The following is a 16,070-nucleotide window of genomic DNA, read 5'->3' as shown; positions in this document are numbered from 1 at the left end:
ACGGACGGGTTCATCAAGCAACGCTGGTGGTGAGTTGCTGCAGCTGCTGTACTTTGATGAACGACTCTTCCCTGGATTGCAGGATGGCCATTGCCTGTGGCTGTGTTTCAAGCAGTGGGCCATTTGTGATTGACCCCAGCTTCAGCAAGTGACGGCCTTCGTAAATATTGTGGGCAACCAGCACATTGAGGTTTGCCACAAGGTTGGGCAGATGCTCATCGCTCGGCTCGCCGTAATCTGCGTGATGTTCATCTGCCCAATAAACCCAACCCAAATGCTCTTGAACGTTCGCCGCGGATGGCGGCAGGCTGAACACTGAAGTATCGCCCAGCCATTCGACTTCCGAGACGGCGCGCCAACTGAGCCATGGACCTTTATTGCGCCCAAAATGAACCGGCGCTGGGCTGTATACGTGCTGCCAAGGGCCGAACAGCTGATGGGAGTTGTCGCCAACGGTATAGGCCAGCGCGGCCCACAGGCTTGGCTTGTGGTAGCTCAGCAGGCTCTGTCCGCCAGAACCATCATTAGCGCGCAAGAGCCAGCGCGCATGGGCGAGCGCTTTGTCAGAATCAGCTGTAGTAATGGCAATGCCAGAAAAGTTTTCCTCGCACAGCTTTGCTGCCTCAGCCGCAAGGCGACTGCTCCACGGCGCGGTGATCCAGAGCGGACCGTCAGCGGCGATCTCAGCGAAGGCGGTTTTGAGGAACAGGCCCTGTGCATCTACCACCGGTTCGCCAACACGATAAAGGCGGCTCATCGCGTCAGGCTGTCGAACCGGGTCAATAATGAAACACACTGTTGATTCAGAGCTTTCTCTCGGTAAATCAACGAACCCATGGCGTGGAGCTTCGAGGAGTGCGCTGAGCGCTTTCACATGCATGTGCAATCCTTACGGCTGCAGGCGCCGTTGCTTTGCTTGCCGCACAACGGCGTTATTCCAGATTCATTCAGACGTTTGGGCAGCGGGACAGGGACTTTCCCCGCCTTATCCGCATCCACAACCTTCATCGGCCCCGGCAACAACGGCGCCGCCGGCGTGCCCACCCCGGGCGAGCCGCCAGTATTGACCTTCACCTCAGCGCCGCTGATGGTCACGCCACCCGCATCGACCTTGACGAAGCTGCCGCCAGCCTTCGCGGTCAGCTCCATGGCGCCTTCGACCACGACTCGCTGGCCGGCGTAGTAATGGATTTCGTTGCCAGCCTCAACAAACTGCCCCGTCCCCACCTTCACATGCTGCGTCACACCCACCGTCAGGTGATCATCCGCGCGCATTTCGCTGATGCGGTCCAGATGGGTGATCCGGTGTTCTTCGACCTTGAACTCGCTCAACACATTGGCTTCAACGGTGTCATGCCGTTCATTGCCGACGCGGATTTTCTGGTCGTGTTCGATGTTTTCGTCCCAGTCGCGCTGGGCGTGGATGTAGATCTGTTCGGCGCCTTTCTTGTCTTCGATGCGGAATTCGTTGTAGCCCTTGCCGCCCGGGGAGCTGAGGGTTTTGAAGGTGCTGCGGGTTTTGTTGGCCGGCAGGTCGTAGGGGACGACGTTTTCCTTGTGGTATAGGCAGCCAGTGACGAGGGGCTGGTCGGGGTCGCCTTCGAGGAAGGTGACGAGGACTTCCATGCCGATGCGCGGGACGGCAATGCCGCCGTAAGCTGCGCCGGCCCAGCCGCTGGCGACGCGCATCCAGCAGGTGGTTTTATCGTCGGACTGGCCGTCGCGGTCCCAGTGGAATTGCACTTTGATGCGGCCGTATTGGTCGCAGTGGATTTCTTCGCCGGGCGGGCCGGTGACGACGGCGGTCTGGCTGCCGAGGACTTTCGGTTTCGGGTGTTCGAGGGCAGGGCGGTAGTGCGCGTCCCATGGGGTAGCGAGGAAGCTGTTGCGGTAGCCCTGGTGGAAATCGCTCTTGTTGTCGGTGACGTCGCTGGTGACGTTTTCACCGAGCACTTGCGGTTGTTTGCCTTCGTGGAAGACTTCCAGCAGCAGCCAGAGGTCGTTCCACTCGGCGCGCGGATGTTCGGCGAGCGTGAGGAAATGGCCGCTGGTCAGCGTCGGTTCATCACCTTTGCCTTCGGCAAGTTTGTAATCGCTGCGATGGCGTTCGAGGGCGCGGGTCGAGAGGAACTTGCCGCGCTCGCGGGTGGTGAAACGGCCGGGGTAATCGTAGTCTTCCAGGTCCGGGGCGAATTCGGATTTAGCCGCGCCTTCCGGCAGTAACTTGGGTTTTTCGAAATCGTAGTCGCGGCGGCTGACGCGGCTGGTGCGGGTTTCCAGGCGCAGGTTGAAGCGCTTGATCACCGGTTTCTCGGCGGCCATGCCGGAGTCCTGCTGGTAGCTCACCGGCTTCAGTTTGCGGAATACGGTCTGGTCGTCGCCGAACACCAGTTTGTGGCCGCTGCTGCTGTGCTGGAAGTGGAAGTGAATGCCTTCCTCTTCGCAAAGGCGCTGGATGAAATGCAGGTCGGACTCGTCGTATTGCACGCAATACTCGCGTTCCGGGTATTCGGCGCCGAGCTGGAAGCTGTAGGCGTCAGAGAGAATGCCGCGATCTTCCAGCACCTGGGCGATGATTTTCGGCACCGTCAGTTGCTGGAAGATCTGCTGATCATGGTTGTGCTGCAGGTAGGCCAGTTGCGGCACCAGGCTGATGCTGTAGCGGGTCAGGGTCTTGCCGGAGTCGCCCTGCTCGATGCGATAGACCTGGCCGTGAATCTTGCCTTCGCCGGTGGCGCCGAACGTCAGGCAGGCGCGCTTGTGCAGCAGCTCTTCGAGCTTCAGGTCGGGGCGGGCGCTGACCAGTTCGAGGTCGAAACGGAACGGTTCGTTGAGGGCTTCGCGACCGGTGAAGCTGAGGACTTGCAGGTCGGCGTTGGCGTCTTCGATCGAGAGGGTGATGTGGGTTGCATTGGCGTCCAGCATGCCTTGAATTCCGTCCGTTGAATAAGCAGGTGATGGATGTTGCAGGATTAGACGGCCTCATTCAAGGCGCAAATGGCGTAGATGTGGGGCCTTGATGTCATAGGGAAAACCCTTAGGAGGGCGATTTGGGTCAGTGAAATCGGGCCTTTCATAGACTTTGATGGTGTTTGAGAGATTGCCATCGCGGGCAAGCCCACTCCCACAGGTTTCTCGGGTGTAGACAAAATCGGCGTTCACTAAGGTCCTGTGGGAGCGAGCCTGGTCGCGAAGGGCTTCTACAACCAATGCCAGAACCGGCTCCAGAACCCGCGATTGAGGTCTTCCTTGCAGCCGGCGTATTGCTGGGCATACAGATCCGAACGGTTCTGCACCTTGCGCGCAGTCGGCAGTAACCAGGCCTTGCTCGCGTAGGTCTTGTTGCGAAAGCCGCCCCAGCCTTCGTGGTAGTTCAGGTATTGGTTATAGGCGTCGTATTTGTACACGCCGTTGATCGAGGTGGTCTTGTCCATGTACCAGCCGACGAAGTCGATGGCGTCGTCGAAGTCTTCGCGATCGGCCCAGTTGCGGCCGGTGCTTTTCTGATAGTCGGCCCAGACTTCATCCTTGGCTTGCGCATAGCCGGAAGCGGTGGAGACGCGGCCCCACGGAATTACCCAGAGCAGGTATTTGCGTGGTGTCTTGGCGTCGTAGCGGTAGCCGGATTCCTGATACATGATCGCGAAAGGCACCTGGATTGGCACGCCCCAGCGTTTCTGCGTGACTTGCGCAGCGTCGTACCAGTCGCTTTTCTCGCGGAAGATTGCGCAGATGTCTTCCGGCGAGCGGGGCGGCGAGGTGCCGCAACCGCTCAGCAGGGTGGCCAGGGTCAGGAGGGCGAGGATGTGCCTGAGATTCAAAAGCTTGTTTCCGTCGTGCGCAAAAAGGCCGACAGTCTACGCGCTCAGCTCAACTGATGACGATAGGGTAGATCCGGACCGGTTTTGCTGCAGGTCAGCGCCGCGGCTTGTACGGCGAACCTGAGCATGCCGTCAATCTGCTCGCGACTCAGCTGCTGCACGCCAGCGACCGAGTCCAGCGAGTGCTCGGTCAGCCAGGTGATCAGCGCCGCCTGAAAGGTGTCGCCAGCGCCAACCGTATCGGCGATCTGAACCTGATTGGCCGGTACCGACCACGAGCCATAGGCGCGACTGAACACGGTCGCGCCGTCGCCACCGCGCGTCAGGAAGACGATCTGGCAGCGATGTTCGAGCCAGCCGTCAATCACGTTTTGCGGATCCTGCTCGGGATAGAGCAGGCTCAGATCCTCGTCGCTTACTTTGATCAGATCGGCCAGGCGCACCAGCGTGGCGATGCGCTCGCGCCATAGATTGATGTTCGGCTCGGGATTGAGGCGCACGTTGGGATCGAGGCTGATCAGGCGTTTGCCGCTTTCGCGCTGGACCAGTTTCAGCAGTGTGTCGCCAATCGGCTGCACCACCAGCGAAAACGAGCCGATGTGCAGGCCGCGAACCTCGTCGCCGAATGTCGGCAGATGCGCCTCGCTCAGTTGTCGATCGGCGCAGCCTTCGCCACGAAAGCTGTAATGCGGCGAACCGTTGGCGCCCACGGCGACCATCGCCAGGGTGGTCGGCGCGGCGAAATCCACCAGATAGTCCGGGCGCACGCCTTCGTCCTGCAGCACTTGCTGCAAACGTCGTCCGAGGTAGTCGGTGGACAGGCCGCCGAACAACGCCGAATCCACGCCCAAGCGGCGCAGACCGACGGCGACGTTGAACGGCGAGCCGCCGGCAATCGCCTTGAAATTGACTTTCGAGGCCAGCCCGCTGGCATCGTTTTCGCTGAAGAAATCAAACAGGGCTTCGCCACACACCAGGTACATAGTTGTTTGCTCGTTATAGGGTTGCGACATGCTGTTGATAGCGTTCGTAGGCCTGCTGGAACGCCGCGACATTGGCGGCGATCGGCAGAGTTTCGCTGCGTGCGTCGAGTTTGACGCAGCGCTCGCACAGATCGGCCAGGGAGACATCATCGCCGTTAGAGCGCGACGCGCACCACGCTGCCTGAATCGCCGCGCCCAGTGCGGCGGCTTCGCTTTGCTCGGTGCAGATCACCGGGGCGTTCATGATGTCGGCGACGACCTGCCGCCACACCGCGCTCTTCGAGCCACCGCCGATCAGGCAAATGCGCAGGCTTTGTAAACCATTCTTGCGGAGCAAATCCAGCCCGTAGCGCAAACCGAAGGTGGTGCCTTCGACAGCGGCGCGGCACAGATTGGCCTGGGTCAGGTTATCCATGGTCAGGCCATGCAGGCTGCCGGTGGCGTGGGGCAGGGCGGGGACGCGCTCACCGTTGAGAAACGGCAGCATGCTCACGCCCTCGGCGCCGATCGGCGACTGCGCGACCAGTTGGTTGAAGGTCGGCAGATCGAGCTTGAACAGGTCGCGAATCGCGCCGGTGGCGTTGGTCAGATTCATCGTGCAGATCAGCGGCAGCCAGCCACCGCTGGAGGAGCAGAAAGTGGCGACCGAGGCATCGGCGCTGACGTTCGGCTCCTCCGAATAGGCGTAGACCGTGCCGGAAGAACCGAGGCTCATGGTGATCGCGCCGGGCTGGATATTGCCGGTACCAATGGCGCCCATCATGTTGTCGCCACCGCCGCTTGAAACTACAGCGTTGGGGTTGATGCCGAGTTGCTCGGCGACTGCCGGCAGGATAGTGCCAACGGCCGCGTGCGCGTCGATCAGCTCCGGCAGCGCGGTTTGCAAACGCCCGCTGGCGTCGATGTCGCGCAGTATCTGCAAATCCCACTGCCGCGTGCGCACGTTGAAATATCCGGTGCCGGAGGCGTCGCCGTATTCGCTGCAGGCGCGGCCGGTGAGCCAGTAGTTTAGGTAGTCATGGGGCAGCAGAATCCGAGCGATGCGCGAGAACACGTCAGGATGCTGCTCTTTGGTCCAGAGCAGTTTCGACACCGTGTAGCCTGGCGCAATGACCACGCCGAGGCGTTCCAGCGAGCCTTCCTCGCCGCCCAATTGCGCGAGCAATCGCTCGTTTTCCGGCGTGGTTTCGGTGTCGCACCAGAGCTTGGCCGGGCGCAGCACTGCGCCTTGTTCATCCAGCAGCACCAAGCCGTGTTGCTGGCCGGAGACGCCGACACCGAGGATCGCCTGACCGTCGACATTGGCCGCTTGCAAGGCTTGGCGCGTGGCGCTGACGAAAGCGTCGAGCCACTGCTGGACGTCTTGTTCGCGGCGGCCATTGGCGCCGCTGATCATAGTGTGCGGCGCCGCGCCCAGGCCTAGCACCTGACCGCTGTCGGCATCGAGGATGATCGCTTTGGTGCCTTGGGTGCCGCAGTCGATACCCAGGAAGAGCTTTGTTGTTGTCATGAAAACTCCACGGCTGCTCGTTCCCATGCTCTGCGTGGGAACGCCTCAATGGACGCTCTGCGTCCGCTTTTGATGGGACGCGGAGCGTCCGGGCTGCATTCCCACGCAGAGCGTGGGAACGATCAGGTTGCGAGGAGTTTTTCCAATGTCCGCGAAACCCCAACCTCGCGCAAACTCTGGCAGCACCACTCGAATGCCGCAACAAACTCCGCCGACTTCGGTATCGCTGTGCCAAAAATCTCCTCAACGCCCAGCAGCCGCTCGGTGATCAACTCATCGTCCGCCACCAATCCCTGACAGAAAGCCGCCCGCGGGTCCGGAATCGAATACGTGTCACCGTTCTCATCCACGCCTTTCAAATACAGCGCCCACGCCGCGACTACCAGGGCAGCGCGTTTGGTCTCGCGACTATCGGCAATCAGCCGATTGATCGTCGGCACGGTGAACTTGGGAAACTTCGACGAGCCATCCGAACACACTCGCTCCAGCTGATCGGCAATCGCCTGATTGGAAAACCGCGCGACTAGCGTGTCCTTGTATTCGCTCAGATCAATGCCCGGTACCGGCGCCAGTTGCGGCGTGACATCCAGGTCCATATAAGCGCGCATGTAACGCACGAACAGCGGGTCGTTCATGGTCTCGTGGACGAAGCGATAACCCTTGAGAAAGCCTAGATATGTCAGCGCCAGGTGACTGCCGTTGAGCAGTTTGATTTTCATCTCTTCGTACGGCGAGACATCGTCGGTGAACTGCACGCCGACCTTTTCCCAGGCCGGGCGGCCGTTGACGAATTTGTCTTCCAGCACCCACTGCACAAACGGTTCGCAGACCACCGGCCAAGCATCATCGACGCCGTGTTTGTCGGCCAGTTGCAGGCGATGCGCGGTGCTGGTCATTGGTGTTATGCGATCGACCATGGCGTTGGGGAAACTGACGTTCTGGTCGATCCAGTCACGCAATTGCGGATCACGCAGCGCGGCGAACGCCAGCAGTGCCTTGCGCGCGACGGCGCCGTTGTGCGGCAGGTTATCGCAGGACATCACGGTAAATGCCGGAACACCCGCCGCACGGCGTTTGGCCAACGCGGCGCAGAGGAAACCGAACACGGTGCCCGGCGTTTCGGGATGGGCGAGGTCGTGTTGAATCTGCGGCAGATGCGCCATGAATTCGCCGTTGCTGTCGTCGATGCAGTAACCGCCCTCGGTGATGGTCAGCGAGACGATGCGGATCTGCGGTTCGGCGAGTTTGTCGATCAGCGTTTGCGCCCCATCTTCGGCCAGCAGCATGTTGCGGATTGCGCCGATGACGCGCACTTCAGTGTCGTCGCTGTCGCCCAGTTCGAACAGGGTGAACAGGTAATTCTGCTCGCGCAGATCATCGCGGGCACGGCGATCTTCCGGGCGCAGGCCGACGCCGCAAATCGCCCAGTCCAGCGCTTCGCCAGTGTTCATCAAGGCATCGGTGTAATACGCCTGATGTGCGCGGTGGAAACCGCCGACGCCAATGTGGGCGATGCCCTGGCGTGTGTCGCTCAGGTTGTAGCCCGGCAGTTGCACTTCGGCGGCGAGGCGATTGAGGTTCGGTTGGTTGAGTTTCATCGGATAGTCTCGAAATCAGGCGGCAGCGCGCAGTGGGCGGGTCAGCGCCACACCTTCAGCGTCGAACAGGTGGCAGTGAGTCGGGTCCAGACGCAGGCTCAATTGCTCGCCATAACGGCTGGCCAGATCGCCGCGCACGCGCATGGTCAGGGCCTCGCCGGCGCTGGTGGTGACGTGGCAGAAGGTGTCGCTGCCAAGGCGTTCGCTGACGTCGGCGGTCACCTGCAACGTGCAGTCGCCGGGTTGCGCCAGCTCCAGATGTTCCGGGCGAATGCCCAACGTCACCGCGCTGCCGACGCTGAGGCTGGCCGCGTTGAACGGCAGGCTGATGCGCGTGCCAGCGTCCAGCGCAACTTCGCAGCTGGCGCCGTCGATGCGGGCAATCTTGCCTTTGAGGAAACCCATTTTCGGCGTGCCGAGAAAGCCTGCGACAAACAGATTGGCCGGATTGTGATAGAGGTCGAGTGGCGAGCCGACCTGTTCGATTCTGCCGCCGTTAAGCACCACGACTTTGTCGGCCATGGTCATCGCTTCGACCTGATCGTGGGTTACGTAGATCATCGTCGCTTGCAGGTCCTTGTGCAGGCGCAGCAGCTCCAGGCGCATTTGCACGCGCAACGCCGCGTCGAGGTTGGACAGCGGCTCATCGAAAAGGAAAATCTTCGGGTTGCGCACAATGGCACGGCCGATCGCCACGCGCTGGCGCTGGCCGCCGGACAGCTGTTTCGGTTTGCGCTCGAGCATTGGCCCGAGCTCGAGAATCCGCGCTGCTTCGCCAACCTTGCGCTCGACCTCGGCCTTCGGCACGCCGGCCAGATCGAGGGCGAACGACATGTTCTTTTTCACGGTCATGTGTGGGTACAGCGCGTAGGTCTGGAACACCATTGCCAGATCACGCTTGGCCGGGCTGACTTCGGTGATGTCGCGGCCATCGAGTTCGATGGTGCCGCCGCTGACCTCTTCAAGGCCGGCGATCAGGCGCAGCAGGGTGGATTTGCCGCAGCCCGACGGGCCGACGAAGACCACGAATTCCTTGTCGTTCACTTCCAGGTCAATGCCCTTGATGATGGAAAAGCCTTCGAAGCCTTTTTGCAGATTCTTGATTTTCAGGTTGGCCATGGGATGGGCCTCCGCAATATTGTTATTCGTTTGAAGCCTTGCAGGCTTTTTGTGGGAGCGGGCTTGCTCGCGAAGGGGCCCTGTCATTCACCATCAGTGTTGAATGACACACCGCATTCGCGAGCAAGCCCGCTCCCACATGGGGAAGGTTTCGCTTTGAGATCATTTCACGGCACCAAACGAAAGCCCGCGCACCAGTTGTTTCTGGCTGATCCAGCCAAAGATCAGAATCGGCGCACAAGCGAGGGTCGAGACCGCCGACAACTTGGCCCAGAACAGCCCTTCGGGACTTGAATACGAGGCGATCAACGCTGTGAGTGGCGCGGCATTCGAAGAGGTCAGGTTCAGCGACCAGAACGCCTCGTTCCAGCACAGGATCAGCGACAGCAGCACGGTCGAGGCGAGGCCGCCCTTGGCGATCGGCAGCAGCACGCGAACCATTTCCTGCCACAGCGTCGCACCGTCGAGACGGGCCGCTTCGAGGATGTCTTTGGGGATGTCCTTGAAGTAGGTGTAAACCATCCAGACCACGATCGGCAGGTTGATCAGCGTGTAGATCACGATCAGCGCAATGCGCGTGTCGAGCAGGCCGAAACTCTTGGCCAGCAGGTAGATCGGCATCAGCACGCCCACCGGCGGCAGCATCTTGGTCGAGAGCATCCACAGCAGCGTGCCTTTGGTGCGCTGGGTTTCGTAGAACGCCATCGAGTAGGCCGCCGGCACCGCGATCAACAGGCACAGGGCCGTGGCGCTGAACGAGATCACTACCGAGTTCCAGGCGAAGCTGAAGTAATCGCTGCGCTCGTTGATGTGCAGGTAGTTCTCCAGCGTTGGCGTGAAGATGAACTGCGGCGGCGTGGCGAAGGCGTCTATTTCGCTCTTGAAACTGGTCATCACCATCCAGAAGATCGGGAAGAAGATCACGATCGCGATGGCCCAGGCCAGCGTGCCGAGCAGCAGGCTTTGCAGGCGGCGGGATTGTTGGAGGGTCATGGCAGGCCTCACGCTTTGTCAGTCAGGTTTTTGCCGATCATCCGCACCAGAATGATCGCGGCGATGTTGGCGATGACCACGGCAATCAAACCGCCCGCCGAGGCCATGCCGACGTCGAACTGCACCAGCGCCTGGTTGTAGATCAGGTAGGCGAGGTTGGTCGAGGCGTAGCCGGGGCCGCCGTTTGTGGTGGTGAAGATTTCTGCGAACACCGAGAGCAGGAAGATCGTTTCGATCATCACCACCACGGCAATCGGCCGCGCCAGGTGCGGCAGGGTCAGGTGCCAGAAGATCGCGATCGGGCCGGCACCATCGAGGCGCGCGGCTTCTTTCTGTTCCTGATCCAGCGACTGCATGGCGGTCATCAGAATCAGGATCGCGAAGGGCAGCCATTGCCACGAAACAATGATGATGATCGACAGCAGCGGGTAGTGCGCCAGCCAGTCCACCGGTTGCGCGCCGAACAGCTTCCAGAGGTAGGCGAGGATCCCCGAGACCGGATGAAAAATCAGGTTCTTCCAGATCAGCGCGCCGACGGTGGGCATGATGAAGAACGGCGAAATCAGCATCACCCGCACCAGGCCGCGACCAAGGAACTCGCTGGCCTCCAGCAACGCGCTGATCAACACGCCGAAAACCACGCTGATCAGCAGCACACTGCCAACGAGCAACAACGTATTGGTCGCGCCGGGCATGAAGCCCGAATCGGTGAGGAAATAGGTGAAGTTCTCCAGCCCCACGAATTCGTTTTCGCCGGGGTAGAGCAGGTTGTAGCGGATCATCGAGAAGTAGACGGTCATGCCCAGCGGCACGATCATCCACAGCAGCAACAGCGCCACTGAAGGGCTGACCAGAAACCAGCCGGGATTGCGCACCCGCAGCTTGCGCGGGGGTGGCGACAGGTCGATGTGGGCTTTGGCAGTTGAAGTATTCATGGCATTCACAACCCAGTGGGTGCAGATAAATGTTCAGGAAAAACCAGCATTCCTGACATCGACGCGGACCCTGTGGGAGCGGGCTTGCCCGCGATGGCGATGGAAAGGACGACATCAATGTTGAATGTGCCGGCCTCATCGCTGGCAAGCCAGCTCCCACAGGTTTGGAGGCGTTACTTGGGATAACCCGCACGCTTCATCTCGCGTTCCGTGGTCTGCTGCGCCGCCGCGAGCGCTTGATCCACCGTGGTCTGGCCAATGAGGGCTGCCGAGAACAGCTTGCCGACCTGGGTGCCGACTGCCTGGAATTCAGGAATGGTCACCAACTGAATGCCAATGTACGGCACCGGCTTGAGCGTCGGCTTGCTCGGGTCGGCGGCCTTCAGCGATTCCAGCGTCACCTGGGCAAACGGCGCGGCGCTCATGTACGCGTTGCTGTAGGTCGAAGCGCGGGTGCCCGGCGGCACGTTGGCGATGCCGTCGGTCTTGGCAACCAGTTCGCCGTACTCTTTGGAAGTGGCCCAGGCACTGAAGGTTTTCGCCGCGTCCTTGGCCTTGGAGCTGGTCGGAATCGCCAGCGCCCACGAATACAGCCACGCCGAGCCTTTATCCGTGACCTGATGCGGAGCGAAGGTGAAACCGACGTGATCGGCGACCTTGCTCTGGGTCTTGTCGGTGACGAACGAGCCGGCGACGCTGGCATCGACCCAGATTGCACATTTGCCGCTGTTGAACAGGGCGAGGTTTTCATTGAAGCCGTTGCTGGATGCGCCTGGCGGGCCGGATTTCTTCATGGTGTTGACGTAGAAATTCAGCGCGTTTTTCCATTCCGGGCCACTGAATTCCGGCTTCCACTGCTCATCGAACCAGCGCGCGCCGTAAGCGTTGGCAACCGTGGTCACCAGGGCCATGTTCTCGCCCCAACCGGCCTTGCCGCGCAGGCAGATGCCGTACTGTTCTTTGTCTTTCTGGGTGAGCTTTTCGGCAAAGCCGGCGATTTCTTCCCAGGTTGGACGCTCCGGCATGGTCAGCCCGGCGTCCTTGAACAGGTCGGTGCGGTAATAGGTGATCGAACTCTCCGCATAGAACGGCAGCGCATACAGCGAACCCTTCACCGACAGGCCTTCACGCACCGATGGGAACACATCGTTGAGGGCGTAACTGGCCGGCAGGTCCTTCATCGGCTCCAGCCAACCCTTGCCGCCCCAGAGTGCCGCTTCGTACATGCCAATGGTCAACACGTCGAACTGGCCGCCCTGAGTGGCGATGTCGGTGGTCAGGCGCTGACGCAGGACGTTTTCTTCCAGCACCACCCAATTGAGCTTGATGTCCGGATGCTCGCTCTCGAAAGTTTTCGAGAGTTTCTGCATGCGGATCATGTCGCTGTTGTTGACGGTGGCGATGGTCAGGGTCTGGGCGCCAAGGCTGACGTTGCTGAGGGTCATGCAGGTGAGGGCGAGCAGAGCTTTTGCAGTGGGTTGCATCGTGCACTCCTTTTCTGGCACCCGACGGGGCAGAAGGACGGTTATTGTTTTTGTGTCTTCCGAATGCAGGAAGAATCTGCGCTGATTACAGCCTTCAACGGCAGGGCTGACAAATCATCCCTAGCACTTTTGTTGATACTTTTTTGCACTGGGGTTTGGTTGGGTGAGCGCAGGGAAGGGGTTTTGCGCGAGGTGCGGTTAACGAATGCGTACAGATTTCGCCAGCCGGGCACAACCTCTTGTGGGAGCGAGCCTGCTCGCGAAGACGATATCCCTGTCACAGGGTTCTTGACTGACAGAACGCTTTCGCGAGCAGGCTCGCTCCCACAGGTGGCGTGTCGTCAGAGATGATTCTGTTCAGTCAGCCGCTGCACCGCCAGCCGCCGATAATGCGACGGCGTCATGCCCTTGAGTTGCAGAAAGCGCCGATTGAAGTTGGAAATGTTGTTGAACCCCGATTCGAAGCACACCTCGGTCACCGGTTTGTCACCGTCGGCCAGCAATTCACAGGATTTGCTGATGCGCAGGCGATTGACGAACTCGATGAAGTTGCGCCCGGTGGCCTGTTTGAACACACGGCTGAAATAGGTCGGCGTCATGCCCAGATGTTCGGCCACTTCTTCCAGTGAGATGTCCCGCGCGTAGTGGCTGAAGATGTAATCGACCGCGCGGTTGGTGCGGTCGATGTTGTGTTCGTCGGCCAGTTGCGGCGTAGTCGCACCGGACAGTAACTGGAAATCGTCTGTGGAAGAAAGCAATTCCATCAGGATGAAAAAGTGCCCGAGGCGGGTGATACCGGTGCTGTCGGCGATCTTCTGCATCAGCGTCATCGCCTGGCGAATTGTGCGTTTGCAGCGAAACTCGATGCCGTATTGCGCGCGCTCAAGCAGTGGCGCGAGACTTTTCAGTTCAGCGAACACCTGATGCCCGCTTTCAAACAATTCGTCGGTGAAGTTGACCAGCATGTCGCGCTTCTCGACCACTTCATCCTCGGCGACCTGGCTGATCCAGTTATGCGGCAGGTTCGGACCGGTCAGAAACAGGGTTTCCGGATAGAAGTTGCCGATGTAATCGCCGATGAACACTTTGCCGGAACTGGCGACGATGAGGTGCAGCTCGTATTCCTTGTGAAAATGCCAGCGTACCAGCGGGCAGGGGAAGCCGTGCTGGCGGTAGATGATGGACAACCCGTTATGGTCATCCATCAACTCGTAGGAAGGATCGGTCACGCGAGCGGTTCGGGTCATGACAGGGGCGCTGTTCTTGTTCTCTGCGCAGGATCATGCCCGGTTTGTCATGCTCGGCGCCAGTCTGATGGCTGAGCAGATCAAACGGAGCGCCCGTGCACCTTGTTCAGGTTGGCCGTGCGGCAAAAATCGACGATTCGTGACTCTTCAATAAAATCGACATTGATGATGTTGCACAGCTGGGCCCAGTTGCTTTTGCCTGGATCGAACCATTCATTCAGCTGGTCATGAATATCCACCGGCCCGCCAAGGGCGCTGTAACTTGTTGCGGACAAGGACCAGAACTCCCAACTGGAAGATGGTTTCTTCAATAGCTGGGTGATGAATTGGTGCAGTTCTTGAGCGTTAGTGATGCTTTCGCCAGTCCATTCGTGGTCGATTTTGCCAATAAACACGCTTTCGTTCAGATCCCGGTGAGACTGTGCCGCCACCACAATACGTTGTCGCGGACTGATTTGCTTCAATTGTTCGATCGGCAAGTAATGATTGCTCCGGGGAATAATGCGCATGCCCAGAAAGTGAATAATCATTTGATTAAAATAGGCGAAGTCAAAGTTCTCACCGTCCAGCGCGTGAAAATCCAGCACAATAAATTCGTCAGGATGCTTTTCCAGAAAGTCATTTACGTCCGTAACAAGATGGCCCAGCGTTCGCGAATTGCGATGGCCGTTGTGATGTAGGCGGAATTTGGCCAACCCTTCGGCACTCTGCTCATAATCGAGGCGGATATCCAGGGCTCTTGCGCCGTGATGGAGCTGATGGAAAAACGTATTGTGCTGACATGCCAGCCAGTGGCGCGGCGGACCGAGGAGCGGATAAGAAGCTTGCCAGTCGCTACCCGCGTTGTGCGTGCCCGGCAGCGCCATTTGCAGAAGCGTCAAACTGTCGAGGGACGGTGTCGCCGTCATCCATTCATAAGTGTTGTATGGAGCGTTCATAATAAGCCTGCATGGTTTTTAGTTTGCGCCAACGGTCATGTTGGCGTTGCAGGTTGTTTATAGATAGATACGGCGAAGTTGCCAATACGATGAGTGATGCAATATGTTGTTCATTGTTTCTATTATTTGTCGCGTTTCTTTTCTTCGATCCATTGCGCCATGTATTGCGTGCTCTTAAGCGTGTGATGGCGCAGCATTGAACCTGTGAAGTTGTTTTTTCTAAGTTGCGGCAAAAGTTGTCGGCAGGCATGGATTCGTTCTATGAGCGCAGCGGCGTGAGTTGTTCGCTGATAACGCTGCTCAAGTAGTTCGAGGCTCCATTGTTGTGCTTGCTGCCACCGAAGCTGATCGTTATACAGCTGCACCGCTTGCTCGGCGAACTGATGCGCAGTGCTCACCACGGCGCCCGGCCATGGATGATTGTCATGCATGCCCTCGGTGCCGACGGGCGTGGTCACGCTCGGCGTGCCACACAACATCGCATCAATCAGTTTGCCTTTGATACCGGCACCAAACCGCAACGGTGCCAGACAGACTCGCGCCGCTGACATCACCTGCAAGGCATCCTCGGCACGGTTCATGATGTGAAAGCCTTGCGCCGCGTTATGCAGCGCCGAGGCTTTCGGCGGGGTGTACGCGCCGTAGACGTGTAACTGCGCCGCCGGAAGTTGCGCCCTGATCAACGGCCAGATTGTGGTCTTCAACCACAGCACGGCATCCCAGTTTGGCGCATGACGAAAATTGCCTATGCTGAGGAAATGCTCGCGCTCCGTGTATCCAGACGGCTCGAGGCCTGGTCGATCAACCATCAGCGGGCACCAGTGCAGCAACTCCGGCGACAGACCGAACTGCTCGACCAACAGCTTGATTTCCGTGGGAGAAATGATCAGGTTCAGATCGCACCGGTACAGCGCTGCAATCTCTCGTTTGGCCAGATCGGTGTCAGCCATCAGCTCAAATTCCTCGCGCAACCCTGGCGCGAAAAGATCAGTGAAGTCGTCCTGATCCTGGTTGACCTTCAAGCGGTCCTTCAGCCTTTGATGGCGCGCATGGCGCAAGCTCTGCAGATCAGATGTTTCGAGTACACGCAGAGCGGCAGGACAGTGTTTTTCCACACGCCAGCCAAACTGCTCTTCCATCATGAACTGATCGAACAGCACGATATCCGGCGCCAGCGCGCTGATGAACGTATCGAAACTGCTGTTGTTGAGTTCGATCGGCACTTCGCGAATGCCCAGCGCGCTGAGGTCCGCCTTATGCTCTCCGGGGCCGGCCGGGCTGCTGAAGGTGATGTCCCAGCCTTGCTCGAGGAACGTTTCGAGAATCTGCATGACGTGGCCGCTGGCTGCAGACGAGCGTGGTTCGGGCCAGACGTAGCCAATGACCAGGACTTTGGTGGTGGAGGGCAGTGTCATGACGGCAATCCTGAATATCAGCCGAGT

General features: G+C 59.4%; 13 protein-coding genes. All 13 read right to left on the bottom strand.

What is annotated here, in order from left to right:
- Nucleotides 1–13: 13 nt before the first annotated feature.
- The 13 genes from ACZZZ4_RS23570 to ACZZZ4_RS23510 all read right to left on the bottom strand — a co-directional run bounded on the left by ACZZZ4_RS23570 (nucleotide 14) and on the right by ACZZZ4_RS23510 (nucleotide 16,043).
- Entirely contained in the window at nucleotides 14–880 is an 867-nt protein-coding gene (locus tag ACZZZ4_RS23570) for a DUF4123 domain-containing protein (protein ID WP_415762360.1), read from the bottom strand.
- Nucleotides 871–2,925 carry a type VI secretion system Vgr family protein gene (locus ACZZZ4_RS23565; RefSeq protein ID WP_463548925.1) on the bottom strand — a complete coding sequence of 685 codons (2,055 nt, stop codon included), beginning with the start codon at nucleotides 2,923–2,925 and terminating at the stop codon, nucleotides 871–873. Before ACZZZ4_RS23565 ends, ACZZZ4_RS23570 begins: the two co-directional genes overlap by 10 nt.
- A gap of 275 nt (nucleotides 2,926–3,200) precedes the next feature.
- Nucleotides 3,201–3,821 (bottom strand): transglycosylase SLT domain-containing protein, encoded by a 621-nt coding sequence (locus ACZZZ4_RS23560; RefSeq protein WP_415762362.1) that lies wholly within the window; start codon nucleotides 3,819–3,821, stop codon nucleotides 3,201–3,203.
- Nucleotides 3,822–3,865: 44 nt separating this feature from the next.
- Nucleotides 3,866–4,804 carry a carbohydrate kinase family protein gene (locus ACZZZ4_RS23555; protein ID WP_463548924.1) on the bottom strand — a complete coding sequence of 313 codons (939 nt, stop codon included), beginning with the start codon at nucleotides 4,802–4,804 and terminating at the stop codon, nucleotides 3,866–3,868.
- 13 nt (nucleotides 4,805–4,817) lie between these two features.
- Nucleotides 4,818–6,314 carry a xylulokinase gene (gene xylB / locus ACZZZ4_RS23550; RefSeq protein WP_463548923.1) on the bottom strand — a complete coding sequence of 499 codons (1,497 nt, stop codon included), beginning with the start codon at nucleotides 6,312–6,314 and terminating at the stop codon, nucleotides 4,818–4,820.
- A 122-nt stretch (nucleotides 6,315–6,436) separates the two neighbouring features.
- Nucleotides 6,437–7,912 carry a mannitol dehydrogenase family protein gene (locus ACZZZ4_RS23545; protein WP_463548922.1) on the bottom strand — a complete coding sequence of 492 codons (1,476 nt, stop codon included), beginning with the start codon at nucleotides 7,910–7,912 and terminating at the stop codon, nucleotides 6,437–6,439.
- A gap of 15 nt (nucleotides 7,913–7,927) precedes the next feature.
- Nucleotides 7,928–9,031, bottom strand: coding sequence for an ABC transporter ATP-binding protein (locus tag ACZZZ4_RS23540; protein ID WP_039761573.1), 1,104 nt, complete (start codon nucleotides 9,029–9,031; stop codon nucleotides 7,928–7,930).
- Nucleotides 9,032–9,193: 162 nt separating this feature from the next.
- Nucleotides 9,194–10,024, bottom strand: a complete 831-nt coding sequence (locus ACZZZ4_RS23535) for a carbohydrate ABC transporter permease (RefSeq protein WP_016774872.1) — start codon at nucleotides 10,022–10,024, stop codon at nucleotides 9,194–9,196.
- Nucleotides 10,025–10,032: 8 nt separating this feature from the next.
- Nucleotides 10,033–10,959 carry a carbohydrate ABC transporter permease gene (locus tag ACZZZ4_RS23530; RefSeq protein ID WP_039761586.1) on the bottom strand — a complete coding sequence of 309 codons (927 nt, stop codon included), beginning with the start codon at nucleotides 10,957–10,959 and terminating at the stop codon, nucleotides 10,033–10,035.
- A gap of 173 nt (nucleotides 10,960–11,132) precedes the next feature.
- Nucleotides 11,133–12,443, bottom strand: coding sequence for an ABC transporter substrate-binding protein (locus ACZZZ4_RS23525; RefSeq protein ID WP_463548920.1), 1,311 nt, complete (start codon nucleotides 12,441–12,443; stop codon nucleotides 11,133–11,135).
- A gap of 341 nt (nucleotides 12,444–12,784) precedes the next feature.
- Nucleotides 12,785–13,690, bottom strand: a complete 906-nt coding sequence (locus ACZZZ4_RS23520; RefSeq protein ID WP_129999404.1) for an AraC family transcriptional regulator — start codon at nucleotides 13,688–13,690, stop codon at nucleotides 12,785–12,787.
- An 80-nt stretch (nucleotides 13,691–13,770) separates the two neighbouring features.
- Nucleotides 13,771–14,628, bottom strand: coding sequence for a phospholipase (locus tag ACZZZ4_RS23515; protein ID WP_463548919.1), 858 nt, complete (start codon nucleotides 14,626–14,628; stop codon nucleotides 13,771–13,773).
- Nucleotides 14,629–14,750: 122 nt separating this feature from the next.
- Entirely contained in the window at nucleotides 14,751–16,043 is a 1,293-nt protein-coding gene (locus ACZZZ4_RS23510) for a glycosyltransferase (RefSeq protein WP_415762372.1), read from the bottom strand.
- Between the last annotated feature and the right edge of the window lie 27 nt (nucleotides 16,044–16,070).

It is taken from the genome of Pseudomonas sp. AC252 (assembly GCF_979258105.1).
This window is presented reverse-complemented; position numbering and strand designations above follow the sequence as displayed.